Genomic DNA, 15,568 nt, shown 5'->3' on the forward strand with positions numbered 1-15,568 from the left:
CTTTTCAAGACACAGCGTCACCTGTGCGCGGTGCCAGCGGCGCGGCGCCAGGCCGTGTGGCGCAGTAGGCGCAGCCCATTGAGTCCGACGATGATGGTGGAACCTTCGTGTCGGGCGACGCCCAGTGGCAATGGCAACGTGAAGGCCAGGTCCCACACAACGAGCCCGGCGATGAATGTCACGGCCACGATGAGGTTGGCGACCACGATGCGGCGGGCTCGCCGCGACATGGCGATAACGGTGGGAATGGTGGTCAGGTCATCGCGGACGACGACGGCGTCGGCGGTCTGCAGGGTGAGTTCCGATCGGGCGCTGCCCATGGCGATGCCGACATGCGCGGCCGCTAAGGCCGGAGCGTCGTTGATACCGTCACCGACCACGGTCAATCTGGCACCTCCAGCTTGCAGCTGCCGCACGGCTGCGACCTTGTCGTCGGGCAGTAGCCCGGCCCGTACGTCGTCGATGCCAACCTGTACACCGAGCCGATCGGCGGTGGCCCGGTTGTCGCCGGTAAGCAATACCGGTTTGGCCCCGGTCAGTTTGGTCGCAGCGGAAATCGCCGCGGCGGCTTCGGGGCGAAGCTGATCGGTGATGGCGAGTAGCCCGACGGGATGGCTATCGCATACCACGACGACGACGGTGTAGCCCTCGCCTTGCAGAAAGTCGACCGCCGTGATCATGGAAGCTTCGAGCGCGGCGGCGCCGGCAGTGCCCAGCAGTGCCGTCGCCGATCCGACCGCAATGACGTGGCCATCGACGCGGGCGGTGACACGGCAACCTGGGTGTGCGGTGAACTCGCCGACGGTCGGCAGCCGGATGCGGCGAGACTGGGCGGCTTTCACGATGGCCGCACCCAGTGGGTGCTCACTGGGATACTCCGCTGCAGCCGCAAGCCGCAGCAGTTCATCATCGGTGAATCGTCGTTCGTACACCCAGATGCCGGCGAGTTCGGGGGTACCGCGGGTAAGGGTGCCGGTCTTGTCGAACGCGATCCGTGTGGTGGTTCCAAGTTGTTCCATCACGATCGCGGACTTGGCGAGCACCCCGTGGCGGCCGGCGTTGGCGATTGCGGCCAATAGTGGCGGCATGGTGGCCAGCACGACCGCACACGGCGACGCGACGATCATGAACGTCATGGCTCGCAGCAACGCCCGCTGCAGGGTCTCCCCCCATAGCGGGGGCACCGCGAATACGGCGAGGGTCACGGCGACCATGCCGATCGAGTAGCGTTGTTCGACTTTCTCGATGAACAGCTGGGTGCGCGCCTTGGTCTGGCTGGCCTGTTCAACCAGGGTGGCAATGCGAGCGACGACGGAATCCCGCGCGAGCCGGTCGACCCGGATCCGCAGGGCGCCGGTGCCGTTGACAGTGCCGGCGAACACCTGATCGCCGATTGACTTGTCGACGGGCAGCGGCTCTCCGGTGACGGTGGCCTGATCGACTTCGCTGCCGCCGGCAAGCACGGTTGCGTCCGCCGAGATGCGCTCACCGGGCCGTACCAGCACGATGTCCCCAATCCTTAGGTCGGCGGCGTTGACCGTTTCCTCACCACCGCCGGCGCCCACGCGGGTCGCGGTGCCCGGCGCGAGGCCCATTAGCCCACGCACCGAGTCCGCGGTGCGGGCCGTTACCAGTGCTTCCAGAGCACCGGAGGTTGCGAAGATGACAATGAGCAGAGCGCCCTCGGCGATCTGCCCGATGGCGGCCGCGCCGATCGCCGCGACCACCATCAGCAGATCGACATCTAGGGTCCTTCGCTGTAGCGCCTGTAGCCCGGCCAGCCCTGGCTCCCAACCGCCGGTCGCGTAGCACGCCAGAAACAGCGCCCACCGCACCCATTGCGGTGCTCCGCACAGCTGTGTCAGTAGTCCCGCTGAAAACAGGCCCAACGCCAGCGCGGCCCAACGCATCTCCGACAACGCGAACAGCTTGGTTCGGCGCGCTAGGACCAACGGCGACGCTGAGGTGCACCGGGCGGGAGAGAGTTCACGAACAGCCACCCGGCCAACATATCAGAATATATGATCATATGTTCATTTATTTCTTTGGGGATAGGCTGCCTAACCATGGGGCACGGGGTCGAAGGCAGGAATCGTCCGTCAGCGCCGTTGGATTCCCAGGCCGCCGCGCAGGTCGCGTCCACACTGCAGGCGTTGGCGACTCCGAGCCGGCTGATGATCCTCACCCAGCTACGGAACGGCCCGCTTCCGGTAACCGACCTCGCCGAGGCTATTGGAATGGAACAGTCCGCCGTCTCGCATCAACTTCGAGTGTTGCGGAATCTCGGCTTGGTCGTGGGCGACCGGGCAGGCCGTAGCATCGTCTACAGCCTCTACGACACGCATGTGGCGCAGCTTCTTGACGAAGCCATTTACCACAGCGAGCACTTGCACCTTGGTCTCTCCGACCGGCACCCCAGCGCGGGCTAAGCGGTCAGGCTCATAAGCTCGCGGGTCACTTTCACCCATGACCGGCGAGCTTTACAGACCCCAGCGCCTCAAGGGGCACCACCTCAAGGGCGCAGCCACCGTGGCGGGCGCGCAATCGACAGGTCGTTGCCGACCGAGCGCTGGTGTGCCAGGAATTCGGTGGTCATGACGGCGCAGATGGTGTGCCAACCGAGGTCCTCGGGTCCGGTCGCACAGCAGCCGTCACGATAGAAGCCGGTAAGCGGATCGGTGCCACCCTGTTCCAGGGCGCCGCCCAGCACATTGCAATCGGACATGGACCTAAGTGTCTAAGCTGCGCCAGCCACGCCGTCGGACCTATCAGCTAATTCGGCGCGCGTCGCGGCGCACTATTCCCGCGCGAGGGTCTGGCCGGGTCGCGGAATTGCTTCGAGCAAGCAGGCGGCCGCCCTGACGTCGGCGTCCGAATACATCCGGGCGATCGCGGTAAACACCTCGCCCGCCTTTCTCAGCTCTTCCTGCGCCGCTTGATTCAGCGCCAGCAGCCCGGTGGCCGCCGTCGTGAACGCCGTTACCGCCCACGCCGACACCTCCTCGGCCCCGGCGGGCAATAGCGAGCTCAGCGAGACCCACGCCACCGCACCGGCCTGTAGCCCTTGGAATGCGTTGTTGACGACCTGCGATCCGATGTCGGCAACGGCCGGATCGAATGACATGGACTGCATGTGTCTCTCCCTAGATTGCGCGGGCTCGGGCCCCAACGACGAGATCTAAGCGAGGAATTCAGTTGTCGGTAGCGATAGTAGTAATAGGATATAGTCCGCGCTGACGAAATAGAAGACGAGATATGCCGTCGCACTGAATAATTTGTCACCAAGGGCGCTGCCGCCCCGTGCTACCCCTGGGCATGTTGTCCACCTGCGGCGCGGTAGGTTCAGCGGCGTGATACTTACGGGTGCGTTCTTGGCCGATGCCGCCGCAGCGGTGGACAACAAACTCAATGTGCAAGGCGGCGTGCTGTCCAGATTTGCGGTCGGTCCTGACCGGCTGGCCCGATTTGTGTTGGTGGTGTTGACGCAGGCGGAGCCTGACAGTTCGGACCGCGACATTACGGTCGAGATGAGGCCGCCGACCGATGACGAACCGATACGCCTGAATTTCGAGGCGCCCGAAGCGGCCGTTGCCGAGTTCCCCGGATTCGCATTCTTCGAAATCCAACTGCGCCTGCCGGTTAACGGCCGTTGGGTGCTGGTGGTGACTGGCGGCACCGGAGCGATATCGCTTCCGGTGCTGGTGAGCGACATGCCTGCGACGATAGGTTTTTGACGCGCCGGTCTTGAGCGACGACCCCCGGGGCTTTGCAGAAAGGTTGTCCCGTGCACCAGCAGCATCCCTACAACGCAGCTGGGTTCGGCTGACCGTGCTGACACCCAACCCAGCGGTAGGTTCGGCAGCGTGATAGTCGGGGCCTTCCTCGCCGAAGCGGCCTCGGTGGTGGACAACAAGCTCAATGTCTCCGGCGGCGTGCTGTACCGATTTGCGGTGGATCCGGACCGGTCGGCCCAGTTTCTGCTGGTGGTGTTGACCCAGGCCGAGACCGATGATCCGGATCGGCGGGTCGACGTAGAGGTTTGGCCTCCGACGGGCGACGACGCGCACCACATCGAGTTCGAGCTACCCGAGGCCGCCGTCGCCGCCGAGGTCGGATTCGCCATCTTCCGGATCGAGGTAAACCTGCCCGTCGACGGCCGTTGGGTGCTGGTGGTAACCGGCGGCGCCGGAACGATCTCGCTGCCGCTGATCGTGACGGGGTGAGGCGTAGGCCCCTGCCGACGGAGCTGCCAGCCCTATTGATCGAATGGGAGCAGGACGCCGAGGCCGAATGGCGATCCGGACGGGAACAGACGCCGTGCCTTAGCGGCGAACTGTGGGACCTGCTCGCCCAGCGCATCTAGCAGGCTGTGCGGCGTGAACGGCGGGTCGATGTAGGCGTCGACCATCCCGAGGATCACTGCTTTCGTTGCCTCTTCGTACAAATCCAACTGATCGAGGAGAAAGTCGTCGGGATGCAAAGCTTTGATCTGATAGGGCTTTAGCGCGTCATCAGGGAAGTGCTTGAGGTTTGTCGTGACTATCACCTCCGCGCGCTCTCGGACCGCTGCAGCTAGCACATGTCGATCTTTGTAATGGTTGTTCATGGCGGCGATGAGGTCGTTGTACCCGAAAGCGAATGCGGTAGTCAGCCCGTTCGGTGCTGATGTTGAGGCGGTCGACCATGGTTCGCCGAGTCTCGGCCAGGATGTCCTCCGACCACAGAGGCCGATAGGTGCCCTCGTCAGCGAACCGCAACAGGGCATCAACCAGCGGGTGTGGCACGAGCACGCACGCGTCCAGTACTACGGGGAACGGCATGCTCGGCCTCCTCTACTTCTTTTCTGCAAGCGCCGCCTGGAGCTCACCAAGGGCGTCGCGGCTCAACTCGCCTAGTGCTGCACGGCGATTCGACCGGGTTTCTTGCTGATATTCGAGCAGCGCGTCAAGGCTCACTCGGCGGTGGCGGCCCGGCTTCTCAAATGGGATTCGACCATCCTCCAAGAGCCGAACGAGGGTCGGGCGTGAGATGTTCAATAGGTCGGCGGCTTCTTGGGTGGTTAGTTTGAGGTGGCGTGGCACCAATGAAATGCCTTTGCCTTGCGACAAGGCCAGCACGACGTTGTACAGCGCATCTCTGACTGGTTCAGGAAGCGTCATCGGTTGTCCGGCGTTGCCACACACGGAAACTTCAGGCGCGCCAAGCACCTCCAGCAAGGAGGTCATGTCCTGCGGGTCGCGGGGTGGAAGTACTGTCCGTTCCTGGACTGCGGCTGTCATGCAGCTTAGCGTAATTCGAACAAAACGAAACGTCGAGTCTCTGACCAGGCATTTACGCAAGCTACTGCGCCGCTAACCGCGCCGGGTCGCGCACTTGGCCGCCTCAAACGCCGCCTAGCACGGTGACGTCGAGCCCGGCGGAGCGCACCAGCTGATCAGAGCTGGAAACCGGCGCGCGTCTGCCGCGGCCGAAGCCTACACGCGGGCGGATCTGCGGCGCGGTGAAGCGCGCAAAGGTCCAGCAGATCACTCCGCACGATTTGCGGCACACCGCGGCCAGCTTGGCGGTGTCGGCCGGCGTCAACGTTTTGGCGCTGCAACGGATTCTCGGGCACAAGTCCGCGAAGGTCACCCTGGACACGTATGCGGATCTCTTCGATGCCGATCTTGATGCAGTCGCCGTCACTCTCGGGAAAGATGCCGACCAGCAAACCTGAAAATACCCTGCTGAACTGCACTAACAGTCAAAGGGATTTGGCGGTGGCGGAGGGATTTGAACCCTCGGACGGTGTTAGCCGTCACACGCTTTCGAGGCGTGCTCCTTAGGCCGCTCGGACACGCCACCGCGGTGAAGCTTACCGAATCGGCGCACCCTCACCCCAATCGCTGGCGGGCGAAGAAGGCCTCCAGCGGCGCGGCGCACTCCCGCGCGAGCACACCGCCGCGTACCTCCGGGCGGTGATTGAGCCGACGATCACGGACCACGTCCCACAACGAGCCGACCGCCCCGGTCTTGGGCTCCCAGGCACCGAAGACCAGCCGCGCGACGCGGGCCAGCACCAGGGCACCGGCACACATAGTGCACGGTTCGACGGTGACCGCCAAGGTGGTCCCCTCCAGCCGCCACCCGTCGCCGAGCACACCGGCCGCCAACCGCATCGCCAGGATTTCCGCGTGCGCGGTGGGATCGCCGAGCGCCTCGCGGGCATTCACCGCCCGGGCGAGTTCGGTTCCGTCGGCGCCGACGACCACCGCGCCCACCGGCACGTCGCGCGGACCCGCCGTCGCCGCGACCGCCAACGCCGCACGGATCAGATCTTCGTCAGTGGTCACCGCCCGCGCTTGCGGTCACCGACCTAGGCGGTCGATCACCGCCGACAGCTGGTCAGCGAAGCCCATTTCGCGGGCGATGCGGCCCAGCTGTTCGTCGGCGTAAAGGTCGGTCTCGTCGAGGATGACTCCCAGAACCGCCTCGGGCAGGCCGATGTCGGACAGCAGGCCCAGGTCGCCTTCCTCGAACGGATCGGCATCCTCGAGGTCTTCGGGATCGATCTCGGCGTCCAGATTGTCCAGGACCTCCGCGGCGATGTCGTAGTCCAGCGCGGCGGTGGCGTCGGACAGCAACAGCCGAGTTCCCGAGGGCGCCGGGCGCACAATGACGAAAAATTCGTCGTCGACGTCGAGTAGCCCGAAGACGGCTCCCGCGCTACGCAGCTCACGCAGTTCCGTCTCGGCAGCCCGCAGACTGGTCAACGCTTTGGGGCCCATCGGAGAGCAGCGCCAGCGGCCCTCTTCACGCACAACCGCAACACCGAAACCGTCCGGTGTGTCCGCGGCCGGTCTTTGCGTGGAGGCCCGTTGTGCTCCCATGGGCGCCTACGGTAGTCGCTGACCAGGCCTCCTGACCAGATGGTGCTCAGACAGCGGAGATCTGGTCGCCCCTCAGGGCGCCGCCACGGGCTACCTATGCCAACCTTGGACTGTGACTCGGACTGTCGCGGCGCCACCGGTGTGCGTGCTTGGGCTGGGACTCATCGGCGGTTCCATCATGCGGGCCGCCGCAGCGGCGGGCCGTGAAGTCTTTGGCTACAACCGGTCGGTGGAGGGTGCCCACGGCGCCCGCTCCGACGGGTTTGATGCCATAACCGATCTCAACCAAACGCTAACCCGGGCCGCCGCTACCGAGGCGTTGATCGTGCTGGCCGTTCCGATGCCGGCCTTGCCAGGCATGCTCGCCCATATTCGCAAATCGGCACCTGGCTGTCCGTTGACCGACGTCACCAGCGTCAAATGCGCGGTTCTCGACGAGGTCACGGCGGCTGGTCTGCAGGCGCGCTACGTCGGCGGTCACCCGATGACGGGCACCGCGCACTCGGGTTGGACCGCCGGTCACGGCGGCTTGTTCAACAGAGCCCCCTGGGTGGTCAGCGTCGATGACCATGTCGACCCCACGGTGTGGTCGATGGTGATGACGCTGGCGCTGGACTGCGGGGCGATGGTGGTGCCCGCCAAATCCGACGAGCACGACGCCGCCGCTGCTGCCGTCTCGCACCTGCCACACCTGCTCGCTGAGGCGCTCGCCGTCACTGCGGCCGAGGTACCACTTGCCTTCGCGTTGGCTGCAGGGTCTTTCCGCGATGCCACCCGGGTGGCAGCCACCGCTCCTGACCTAGTGCGGGCAATGTGTGAAGCTAACACCGGCCAACTGGCGCCGGCCGCGGACCGGATCATCAACCTGCTGAGCCGTGCGCGTGATTCGCTGCAATCCCACGGTTCGATAGCCGACCTCGCCGACGCGGGCCACGCCGCACGCACACGCTATGACAGCTTCCCGCGCTCCGACATCGTCACCGTCGTTATTGGCGCGGACAAATGGCGCGAGCAACTGGCCGCCGCGGGGCGGGCGGGCGGGGTGATTACATCCGCTCTGCCAAGCCTGGATAGTCCACAATGAACCCGTCGGAGTCGACGGTCACGGTGGTGTCAGCCACCGGTGAGCGCAGCTTGATCCCATCCAGACGTCCTTCGCTGGTATAGCTCACGGTGGCCGCATCGACGCTCATCTCGGGCACGTTTACATAGACCACCGGCAGCGCGATCGATTCCGCTCGTTCGTGCAGCCCAAGGCGACGAATCGGCAACGCATTGAAGAATGGACTGAACACCAAATCGATGTCCAATGCACCGTTGTATGCTGCGCGCCGTTCACCCTGGTGGTCAGTCACCAACCACATGTTCTCCTCGTCGCGGGCGATGGCGAGCTGGCGTTCCCGCTCGGCTAGTGTGACCGTCAGCCCGAACCGTTTGGTGGCACCGGTTTCGTCGGTCTGCAGATCGTAGTGCGCGCCAAACGCCGGATTATTCGCGGTAGCCGCGGCCACAATGCGGCCGTTCGCCCTAATCCGCTTGCCGGACAACTGGACTCGTACCGATTCCATGCGCGAGATGTCCTGCGCACGCCAGGTCAACATGGCCGGCCAGACGCGCGGAGTCAGATCAGAGGGGACTGCGTTCACACTGTCTACCGTAGGGCGTGTCCACCGCCTGCGGCAGGTTTGTCGACAACCGCGGCGAGCTTGCGCATCCTCCCGGTGCCCGGCACCGATACCCACCCCGCCAACGCCAGCAGTCCGTCGAGGGTCAACGCCAACGCGGCCACCATCATCGCACCGACCAGAGCGATGTGGAATCGACGCTCCTTGATCCCGTCGATCAAGTAGCCACCCAGCCCCCCGAGACTGGCGTAGGCGGCCACCGTCGCGGTGGCGACCACTTGCAGCGTCGCGCTGCGTAGTCCGCCGAGCATCAGCGGTAGTGCATTGGGTACCTCGACGCGCAGCAGCACCTGGGACTCGGTCATGCCCATCGCCCGGGCGGCATCGACCACCAGCGGATCAACACTGGCAATGCCGGCGTACGTGCTGGCCAGCAAAGACGGGATACCCAACAGCATCAGCGCCACCAGCGGCGGCCCCAATCCCAGCCCGAATAGCAGCACCCCTAGCAGCAGCACACCCAACGTGGGCAAAGCGCGCAAACCATTGACCGCACCCACCACCAGCAGCGTCCCGCGACCGGTGTGCCCGATAAGCAGCCCGACTGGCACGGCGATCAGTGCTGAAGCGGCCACCGCCACCGCGGTGTATTCCAGGTGCTCACACGTGCGGACTGCCAAGCCGACTGGACCGGTCCAGTTACTGGCGGTTAGCAGGTAGGACAGCGCCTGCTGCAGGAAATTCATCGCGCTCCGCCCGTGATCGGGGCCGCGACCTGGCGGCGCCGACGGGCTGCCCGCGGCGCCCGTTCCCATGGCGTGGCCAGCCGACCGGCGAGGTTGATCACCACGTCGACGACAATCGCCAGCAGGAACATCGCTACGACGCCGGCAACGATCTGGTCACTCTTGTTGGTCTGATACCCCGCGGTGAACCAGGTTCCCAGGCCCCCGATTCCTATCACCGAACCCACGGACACCATCGCGATGTTGGTAACCGCGACCACCCGCAGCCCGGCTACCAGCACGGGGATAGACAGCGGCAGTTCGACTTTCAACATCTGAGCGATCCGCGAATAGCCGATGGCGGTGGCCGCGTCATGCACCTGCGCCGGCACCGCGTCCAGCGCTTCGAGCACCGCCCGCACCAGCAGGGCCGTGGTGTAGGCCGCCAACGCCACAATGACATTGGCCTCGTCGAGGATCCGGGTTCCGATGATCAGCGGCAACACCACGAATAGCGCTAGCGACGGGATGGTGAATATAACGCTGGCGGTCGCCGTCGTCAGCCGGCGAAGCAGCGGCGCGCGCTGCACCAGCAGGCCCAACGGCACCGCGCTCATCAGCCCGATCAGCACCGGCAGCAACGAGAGGCGCAGATGGACGACGGTCAGCGCCCAGGCCGCTCCCGGGTGGGTCATCAGGTAGTGCATGGCTTAGCTCCGCCGCCGGCCTTCTTGCCTTTTTGGAACTCGGCCAGCACGTCGGCGGCCAGTATCCCGCCGATGACCTTGCCACCGCCGTCAACGGCGACACCGACCCCCGACGGCGAGGACAAGGCGGCGTCCAGCGCCTGGCTGAGGTTACCGTTCGGGCGGAACACCGAACCGCCGACGGTCATGGCATCCGACAATGCCGCGCCGCCGCGGTGACGCCGCCGGCCATCGGCGTCGATCCAGCCCAACGGCGCACCCGCACCGTCGACCACCAGCACCCAGCCGTCACGAACTTGCCTGTCCCGGGCATCGGAAAGGCCGTTCACCGAGACTTGCTCGATGTCGCGCACAGGTAGTCCGGCCGCGTCGAACAGCTGCAGCCACCGATAGCCGCGACCGAGACCGATGAACTTCGACACGAAGTCATTCGCCGGACTGGATAACAGCCGGGCAGTTTCGTCGTACTGCGCAAGCGCGCCGCCCGGGGCGAACACCGCCACCAGATCGGCGAGCTTCAACGCCTCGTCGATGTCGTGCGTCACGAAGACAATGGTCTTGTGCAACTCGGCTTGCAGACGAAGTATTTCGTTCTGTAGCTCGTGGCGAACCACCGGGTCGACGGCCGAGAACGGCTCGTCCATCAACAAGATCGGCGGATCGGCCGCGAGTGCCCGTGCCACGCCGACCCGTTGCTGTTCGCCGCCCGAGAGCTGGGCCGGGTAGCGGGTGGCGACCTTGGGGTCCAGCCCGACACGCTCAAGCACCTCATAACCGGCTTTGCGGGCTGCCCGGCGCGGCTGACCCTTCAGCACCGGCACCGTTGCGACGTTGTCGATGACCCGTTGATGAGGCATCAGCCCCGCGTTCTGGATGACATAGCCAATTCCCAGGCGCAGCTTCACCGCATTGACCGTCGACACGTCGGTACCGTCGACAGTGATGGTGCCCGAGGTCGGATCCACCATTCGGTTGATCATTCGCAGCGCCGTCGTCTTGCCGCAGCCGGAGGGGCCGACGAAGACGGTCAGCATGCCGTTAGGGACTTCCAGCGTCAGCCGGTCTACGGCGGTGGCACCGTGTGCGTACACCTTGCTGACATCGTCAAAGCAGATCAACGTGGTGCCTACTGCCGCACTGGGTGATCGAAACCGTTGTCCCGCACCCATTTCCGCGCGGCCTGGTCGGGGTCCACCCCGGAGTTGCCGGACACCGCTGCATTGAGCTCGGCCAGGCCGGCAGTGGTCAGCTTTGCCGACACCGCGTCCAGCACATCTTTGAGGTGATCCGACTTCTTTCGCGAATTCACAAGCGGCACAATGTTTCCGGCTAGGAAGTTATGTTCGGGATCTTCCAGCACCACCAGGTGGTTTTGCGGGATAGCCGCAGAGGTGCTGAAGAGGTTGGCGGCTGTGGCCGTTCCCTCCACCAGTGCTCGCACGGTCACCGCACCGCCGCCGTCGTTGATGGTCACGAAGTTGCCCGGCGCGATGTCGAGTGAGTATTTGTGCCGCAGCCCGGGCAACCCGGACGGCCGGGTCTGAAAGGCCGACGGCGCCGCGAACTTCACATCCGCGGAATGCGGGGCCAGGTCGGCGATCGTTTTCAGGTTCCACCGGGCGGCGGTAGCGGCGGTGACGGTGACGGTGTCAGTGTCAGAGGCCGGCGACGGCGTCAGGATCGACAGATCGCCGGGAAGTCGCTTGTAGAGCTCCAACTCAACGGCATCGAGCATGGTCACCGTGGCGTCGGGTTGAAAGTACAGCAGCAAGTTGCCGATATACTCCGGCACCAGGTCGATGGAATGATCTTTGAGCGCCGGGATATACGTCTCTCGACTGCCAATTCCCAACCGCCGCCCCACGTCGAAACCGTTGGCCTGCAACACTTGTGCGTAGATTTCGGCGATCACCTGCGATTCCGGAAAATCACCGGACCCGACGACGATGGACTTCACACTGCCGGTCGCTGACCCGAGCGGATCAGCATTGGCGCAGGACGCAACCAGGCACACCGTCGCGAGCCACACAGCCGCAGCGACAGTTGCGCGACGTAGGCGTCGCAGCATCCTCATGCAGTTGACACTATCGTCAGCGGCGGCGCCGTGCTTCCACAACTCGGCATGTACTGGGATTTTTCCGGCGTGGTTTGGTTTCATTCTGTGTGGGATAGGACAAAAATGGTGTCATGACCAGCAATCCCTCTTCCTCGGCTGATCAACCACTCAGCGGTACAACGGTGCCTGGCTCGGTGCCCGGTAAGGCACCGGAAGAGCCACCCGTCAAGTTCACCCGCGCCGCCGCCGTATGGTCGGCGCTGATCGTCGGCTTTCTGATCCTCATCCTGTTGCTGATATTCATCGCCCAGAACACCGCCTCGGCCCAATTTGCGTTCTTCGGCTGGCGCTGGAGCCTGCCACTAGGGGTGGCTATCTTGCTGGCGGCCGTGGGCGGCGGGCTGATCACCGTCTTCGCCGGCACCGCGCGGATCCTTCAGTTGCGACGTGCGGCCAAAAAGACCCACGCGGCCGCCCTTCGCTAACTGGGCATCCCCGACGCGGGATTACCCGCTCTTCTTGGCAATCTCTGCCAGACCGCGAGCGATCAGCGGCGCAACAACGTCAGGCACCGACTCAGCCGCGGTGTCCTTCCCCTCGGCCTGCTCGGACATGCGTCGGCGGTAGTCGATGCCGGCGGCGATGATGGCGAGCTTGAAATAGGCCAAGGCCATGTAGAACTCCCAGTGGCCTAGCGGCTGCCCGGAGACGAGTGAATACCGATCGGCCAGCTCGTCGGCTGCTGGCAGCAGCGGCGAAGTCCACGCTGCCTGCGCATGCACAATTAAGTCCAGCGCGGGGTCGCGGTATACGCACATCAGGGCCGCGTCGGACAGCGGATCCCCCAGGGTGGAGAGCTCCCAGTCCACCACCGCGCGAACATGGCATGGGTCATCGGTGTCCAAGATCGTGTTGTCGATCCGGTAGTCGCCGTGCACGATCGATGTGCGGCTCTGTTGTGGAATGGCTTGCTGCAGGGCTAAATGCAGTCGCGAAATGTCGGCGTCGCGGTGGTCGTCGGGCAGCCGCACCAGCTCCCATTGTGACCCCCACCGGCGCACCTGCCGTTCCAGATAGCCGTCGGGTTTGCCGAAATCGCTCAGTCCGACGGCCTTCGGGTCGATGCTATGCAAGTCGACGAGTACCCGGATCAAGGCGTCGACACAGCCCTCGATGACCGAACGGCTGCCGAGCGCTTCGAGTTCGGCGCGCCGGCGCACCACTTGCCCGGCAACGAATTCGACAACCTGGAACGGCGCGCCCAGCACCGAGTCGTCCTGGCACAGCGAGATCGTGCGCGCCACCGGAACCGGTGTGTCTCCCAGCGCGGCGACCACCCTGTACTCGCGGGCCATGTCGTGCGCCGACGGTGTCAGCCCGTGCAGGGGCGGACGGCGCACCAACCAGCTCGACGCGTCATCATAGACCCGGAAGGTCAGATTGGAGCGTCCACCGGAGATCAGCTCGCCACGCAACTCGCCGTCGCGCCCGATCCCCAGCGAACGCAGATACCGGTCCAGCGCGCCCAGATCGAGCCCGTCGAGTCGGTCAACCGAAGTCACCGAACTTGTTTACCACTCGCGCAATGCCCGGCTTTAGCTCAGGCCGCCTTCGACTCGGCGCCGAGCGGTACCGCCGAACTACGGCGTCACGATGTTGAAGGCCGAATCGGGCCGGTCGAGGACGCTCAAGAATGTCTGCAGCACCGTCCGGTCGCCGAACACCTCGAAACCGGGTGAGCTGATATCGCCCAGCGCCGCGGCGACCAACCGAACCTTGTCGCCCACCGTCACCGTCGCGTTCGCCGTCGCCGGATCGGCGGGAAGCTTGCGATGTATCAACACGCCGTTGCGCAGCGTGAGCCGATAGTTGACATCCGGCTCGGTGAAGGTGAAATCGATGGCCAGGTCGAGGTCCCATGCGCGTGGGCCATTGATGCTGATCGCCAGGACGTCAAAGATTTGGTCCGGCGTCAGCTGGGCGAAAAACGTGGGCGCCGGGACTTGCCCGGAGCTGCCCGGGTTCCCGTCGCGCAGCTCGGCGGCCCCGGTCAGAAAGAAATTGCGCCAGGTCGCACACTCCGCGCCGTAGGCCAGCTGCTCCAGGGTGTCGGCATAGAGCCCGCGGGCCGCAGCGTGCTCGCTGTCGGCGAACACCGCATGGTCGAGAAGCGTTGCCGCCCAACGGAAATCACCTGCGTCGAAGGCTTCGCGGGCCAGCTCCAGCACTCGGTCGATGCCACCCAACGCGTCGACATAACGCGGCGCCAGCGCCTCGGGCGGATGCGGCCACAACCAGCCCGGGTTACCGTCAAACCAGCCCATGTAACGCTGATAGATCGCCTTCACGTTATGGCTGACCGACCCGTAGTAGCCGTGGGTGTGCCATGCCCGCTGCAGCGCCGGTGGCAGCTGGAACATCTCGGCGATCTCCACACCGGTGTAGCCCTGGTTCAGCAGCCGCAGCGTCTGATCGTGCAGATATGAATACATGTCGCGCTGTTGCGACAAGAACTCGACGATCTTCTCGCGTCCCCACGTCGGCCAGTGGTGCGAGGCGAACACCACGTCGGTTCGGTCGGCAAAGGTGTCAATCGCCTCGGTGAGATAGCCCGACCAGGCGCGCGGATCGCGCACCAAGGCGCCGCGCAGGGTCAGCAGGTTGTGCAGGTTATGCGTGGCGTTTTCGGCCATGCACAACGCGCGGAAGCGCGGGAAATAGAAGTGCATCTCCGCAGGGGCCTCGGTGCCCGGGGCCATCTGGAACTCGATCTCCACCCCGTCGATGGTGTGGGTCTCCCCGGTCTCGGTGATGTCGACCGTCGGCACGACGAGCGAAACCTCACCGGTCGACAGTGTCTGCCCGAGGCCGCAGCCGACGTGCCCCCGGAGACCGCGCGCCAACACGGTGCCGTACATGTAGCCCGCACGGCGCATCATCGCCGAGCCGGCGTAGATGTTTTCCTGCACGGCGTGCGCGGTGAACCCCTCCGGCGCCAGCACCGCCACCTTTCCCGCGTCCACGTCGGCCTGGGTGGTGACGCCGAGCACCCCACCGAAATGATCGACATGGCTGTGGGTGTAGATGACCGCGACCACGGGGCGGTCGGCTCCGCGGTGGGCGCGATACAAGTCCAGCGCGGCGGCGGCCACCTCGGTGGACACCAACGGGTCGATGACGATCAGCCCAGTGTCACCCTCAACGAAGCTGATATTGGAGATATCGAATCCGCGGACCTGATAGATGCCCGGCACCACCTGGTAGAGGCCCTGTTTCGCGGTCAGCTGGGATTGCCGCCACAGGCTGGGATGCACCGATGTCGGCGCGGCACCGTCGAGAAACGAGTACGCGTCGTTGTCCCACACCACGCGACCATCGGCAGCCTTGATCACACACGGGGACAGCGCGGCAATGAATCCGCGATCGGCGTCGTCGAAATCCGTTGTGTCATGCAACGGTAACGAGTGTTCACCGTGTGCCGCCTGGATGACGGCAGTGGGAGGTTTGTGTTCCATCGGCACTACATTGCCACTACTACGGTGCACGCCGGTAGATGCCGTTGGCGAACCACGCTACCGACCAGAAA

At 64.9% G+C, this 15,568-nt stretch carries 19 protein-coding genes, 1 tRNA gene and 1 pseudogene; 6 read left to right on the top strand and 15 right to left on the bottom strand.

All coding sequences use genetic code 11. From position 1 onward, the window contains the following. Positions 1-17: 17 nt before the first annotated feature. A complete protein-coding gene (locus tag FF952_RS19695) occupies positions 18-2,000 on the bottom strand; it encodes a heavy metal translocating P-type ATPase (RefSeq protein ID WP_003899665.1) in 1,983 nt (660 codons plus the stop codon). A gap of 66 nt (positions 2,001-2,066) precedes the next feature. Here FF952_RS19695 and nmtR point away from each other — a divergent pair, with 66 nt between their 5' ends. Further along, entirely contained in the window at positions 2,067-2,429 is a 363-nt protein-coding gene (nmtR, locus tag FF952_RS19700) for a Ni(II)/Co(II)-sensing metalloregulatory transcriptional repressor NmtR (RefSeq protein ID WP_003901716.1), read from the top strand. Between the two features lie 104 nt (positions 2,430-2,533). Here the strand turns inward: nmtR and FF952_RS19705 are convergent. Both FF952_RS19705 and FF952_RS19710 read right to left on the bottom strand, forming a co-directional pair. Then, positions 2,534-2,725, bottom strand: a pseudogene (locus FF952_RS19705) (DUF2237 family protein); the annotation flags it as partial. A 72-nt stretch (positions 2,726-2,797) separates the two neighbouring features. Then, positions 2,798-3,133 carry a PE domain-containing protein gene (locus FF952_RS19710; RefSeq protein ID WP_003899670.1) on the bottom strand — a complete coding sequence of 112 codons (336 nt, stop codon included), beginning with the start codon at positions 3,131-3,133 and terminating at the stop codon, positions 2,798-2,800. Between the two features lie 217 nt (positions 3,134-3,350). Here FF952_RS19710 and FF952_RS19715 point away from each other — a divergent pair, with 217 nt between their 5' ends. Together FF952_RS19715 and FF952_RS19720 are read left to right on the top strand one after the other, a co-directional pair. Next, on the top strand, positions 3,351-3,734 hold the full coding sequence (locus FF952_RS19715) for a hypothetical protein (RefSeq protein ID WP_003899671.1): 384 nt from the start codon (positions 3,351-3,353) through the stop codon (positions 3,732-3,734). Between the two features lie 129 nt (positions 3,735-3,863). Further along, positions 3,864-4,223, top strand: coding sequence for a hypothetical protein (locus FF952_RS19720; RefSeq protein ID WP_003899672.1), 360 nt, complete (start codon positions 3,864-3,866; stop codon positions 4,221-4,223). Between the two features lie 32 nt (positions 4,224-4,255). Here FF952_RS19720 and FF952_RS19725 read toward each other — a convergent pair whose 3' ends face one another. Continuing rightward, positions 4,256-4,546, bottom strand: coding sequence for a VapC50 family PIN domain-containing toxin (locus FF952_RS19725; RefSeq protein WP_014848123.1), 291 nt, complete (start codon positions 4,544-4,546; stop codon positions 4,256-4,258). Between the two features lie 286 nt (positions 4,547-4,832). Then, positions 4,833-5,279: a helix-turn-helix domain-containing protein gene (locus tag FF952_RS19730; RefSeq protein WP_016719233.1), complete on the bottom strand. Its 447-nt coding sequence runs from the start codon at positions 5,277-5,279 to the stop codon at positions 4,833-4,835. Between the two features lie 221 nt (positions 5,280-5,500). On the opposite strand from FF952_RS19730, the gene FF952_RS19735 reads away from it, so the two are divergent. Beyond that, positions 5,501-5,716: a tyrosine-type recombinase/integrase gene (locus tag FF952_RS19735; protein WP_003899674.1), complete on the top strand. Its 216-nt coding sequence runs from the start codon at positions 5,501-5,503 to the stop codon at positions 5,714-5,716. A gap of 38 nt (positions 5,717-5,754) precedes the next feature. Here FF952_RS19735 and FF952_RS19740 read toward each other — a convergent pair. The 3 genes from FF952_RS19740 to FF952_RS19750 all read right to left on the bottom strand — a co-directional run bounded on the left by FF952_RS19740 (position 5,755) and on the right by FF952_RS19750 (position 6,869). Continuing rightward, positions 5,755-5,844: transfer RNA gene (locus FF952_RS19740), tRNA-Ser, on the bottom strand. 29 nt (positions 5,845-5,873) lie between these two features. Further along, the gene (locus FF952_RS19745) at positions 5,874-6,332 is read right to left on the bottom strand and encodes a nucleoside deaminase (RefSeq protein WP_003420508.1); all 459 of its coding nucleotides are present in this window, start codon (positions 6,330-6,332) and stop codon (positions 5,874-5,876) included. A gap of 15 nt (positions 6,333-6,347) precedes the next feature. Next, entirely contained in the window at positions 6,348-6,869 is a 522-nt protein-coding gene (locus FF952_RS19750; protein WP_003420511.1) for a tRNA adenosine deaminase-associated protein, read from the bottom strand. Positions 6,870-7,008: 139 nt separating this feature from the next. Between FF952_RS19750 and FF952_RS19755 the strand changes: the two genes are divergently transcribed. Further along, on the top strand, positions 7,009-7,953 hold the full coding sequence (locus FF952_RS19755; RefSeq protein WP_017351229.1) for a prephenate dehydrogenase: 945 nt from the start codon (positions 7,009-7,011) through the stop codon (positions 7,951-7,953). On the opposite strand, the gene FF952_RS19760 is transcribed toward FF952_RS19755, so the two are convergent. From FF952_RS19760 to proX, 5 genes are read right to left on the bottom strand one after another with little or no spacing between them, the layout of a single operon-like run. Further along, positions 7,916-8,515 (bottom strand): putative glycolipid-binding domain-containing protein, encoded by a 600-nt coding sequence (locus tag FF952_RS19760; RefSeq protein ID WP_003420517.1) that lies wholly within the window; start codon positions 8,513-8,515, stop codon positions 7,916-7,918. The two genes, FF952_RS19755 and FF952_RS19760, sit on opposite strands and share 38 nt — an antisense overlap. A 5-nt stretch (positions 8,516-8,520) precedes the next feature. Beyond that, positions 8,521-9,240, bottom strand: a complete 720-nt coding sequence (proZ, locus tag FF952_RS19765) for a glycine betaine/carnitine/choline/L-proline ABC transporter permease ProZ (protein WP_003420520.1) — start codon at positions 9,238-9,240, stop codon at positions 8,521-8,523. Further along, positions 9,237-9,926 carry a glycine betaine/carnitine/choline/L-proline ABC transporter permease ProW gene (proW, locus tag FF952_RS19770; RefSeq protein WP_003420526.1) on the bottom strand — a complete coding sequence of 230 codons (690 nt, stop codon included), beginning with the start codon at positions 9,924-9,926 and terminating at the stop codon, positions 9,237-9,239. Before proW ends, proZ begins: the two co-directional genes overlap by 4 nt. Further along, entirely contained in the window at positions 9,914-11,044 is a 1,131-nt protein-coding gene (gene proV / locus FF952_RS19775) for a glycine betaine/L-proline ABC transporter ATP-binding protein ProV (protein ID WP_003420529.1), read from the bottom strand. Before proV ends, proW begins: the two co-directional genes overlap by 13 nt. An 8-nt stretch (positions 11,045-11,052) precedes the next feature. Next, the gene (gene proX, locus FF952_RS19780; protein ID WP_003420531.1) at positions 11,053-12,000 is read right to left on the bottom strand and encodes a glycine betaine/carnitine/choline/L-proline ABC transporter substrate-binding protein ProX; all 948 of its coding nucleotides are present in this window, start codon (positions 11,998-12,000) and stop codon (positions 11,053-11,055) included. Between the two features lie 113 nt (positions 12,001-12,113). Here proX and FF952_RS19785 point away from each other — a divergent pair, with 113 nt between their 5' ends. Continuing rightward, a complete protein-coding gene (locus FF952_RS19785; RefSeq protein ID WP_003899680.1) occupies positions 12,114-12,467 on the top strand; it encodes a LapA family protein in 354 nt (117 codons plus the stop codon). 21 nt (positions 12,468-12,488) lie between these two features. Here FF952_RS19785 and FF952_RS19790 read toward each other — a convergent pair whose 3' ends face one another. Continuing rightward, entirely contained in the window at positions 12,489-13,544 is a 1,056-nt protein-coding gene (locus tag FF952_RS19790; RefSeq protein ID WP_003420539.1) for a phosphotransferase family protein, read from the bottom strand. 78 nt (positions 13,545-13,622) lie between these two features. Beyond that, positions 13,623-15,503: an alkyl/aryl-sulfatase gene (locus FF952_RS19795; protein ID WP_003900750.1), complete on the bottom strand. Its 1,881-nt coding sequence runs from the start codon at positions 15,501-15,503 to the stop codon at positions 13,623-13,625. Positions 15,504-15,568: the final 65 nt, after the last annotated feature.

It is taken from the genome of Mycobacterium tuberculosis complex sp. N0072 (assembly GCF_030323725.1).
Taxonomy (GTDB): Bacteria; Actinomycetota; Actinomycetes; order Mycobacteriales; family Mycobacteriaceae; genus Mycobacterium; species Mycobacterium tuberculosis.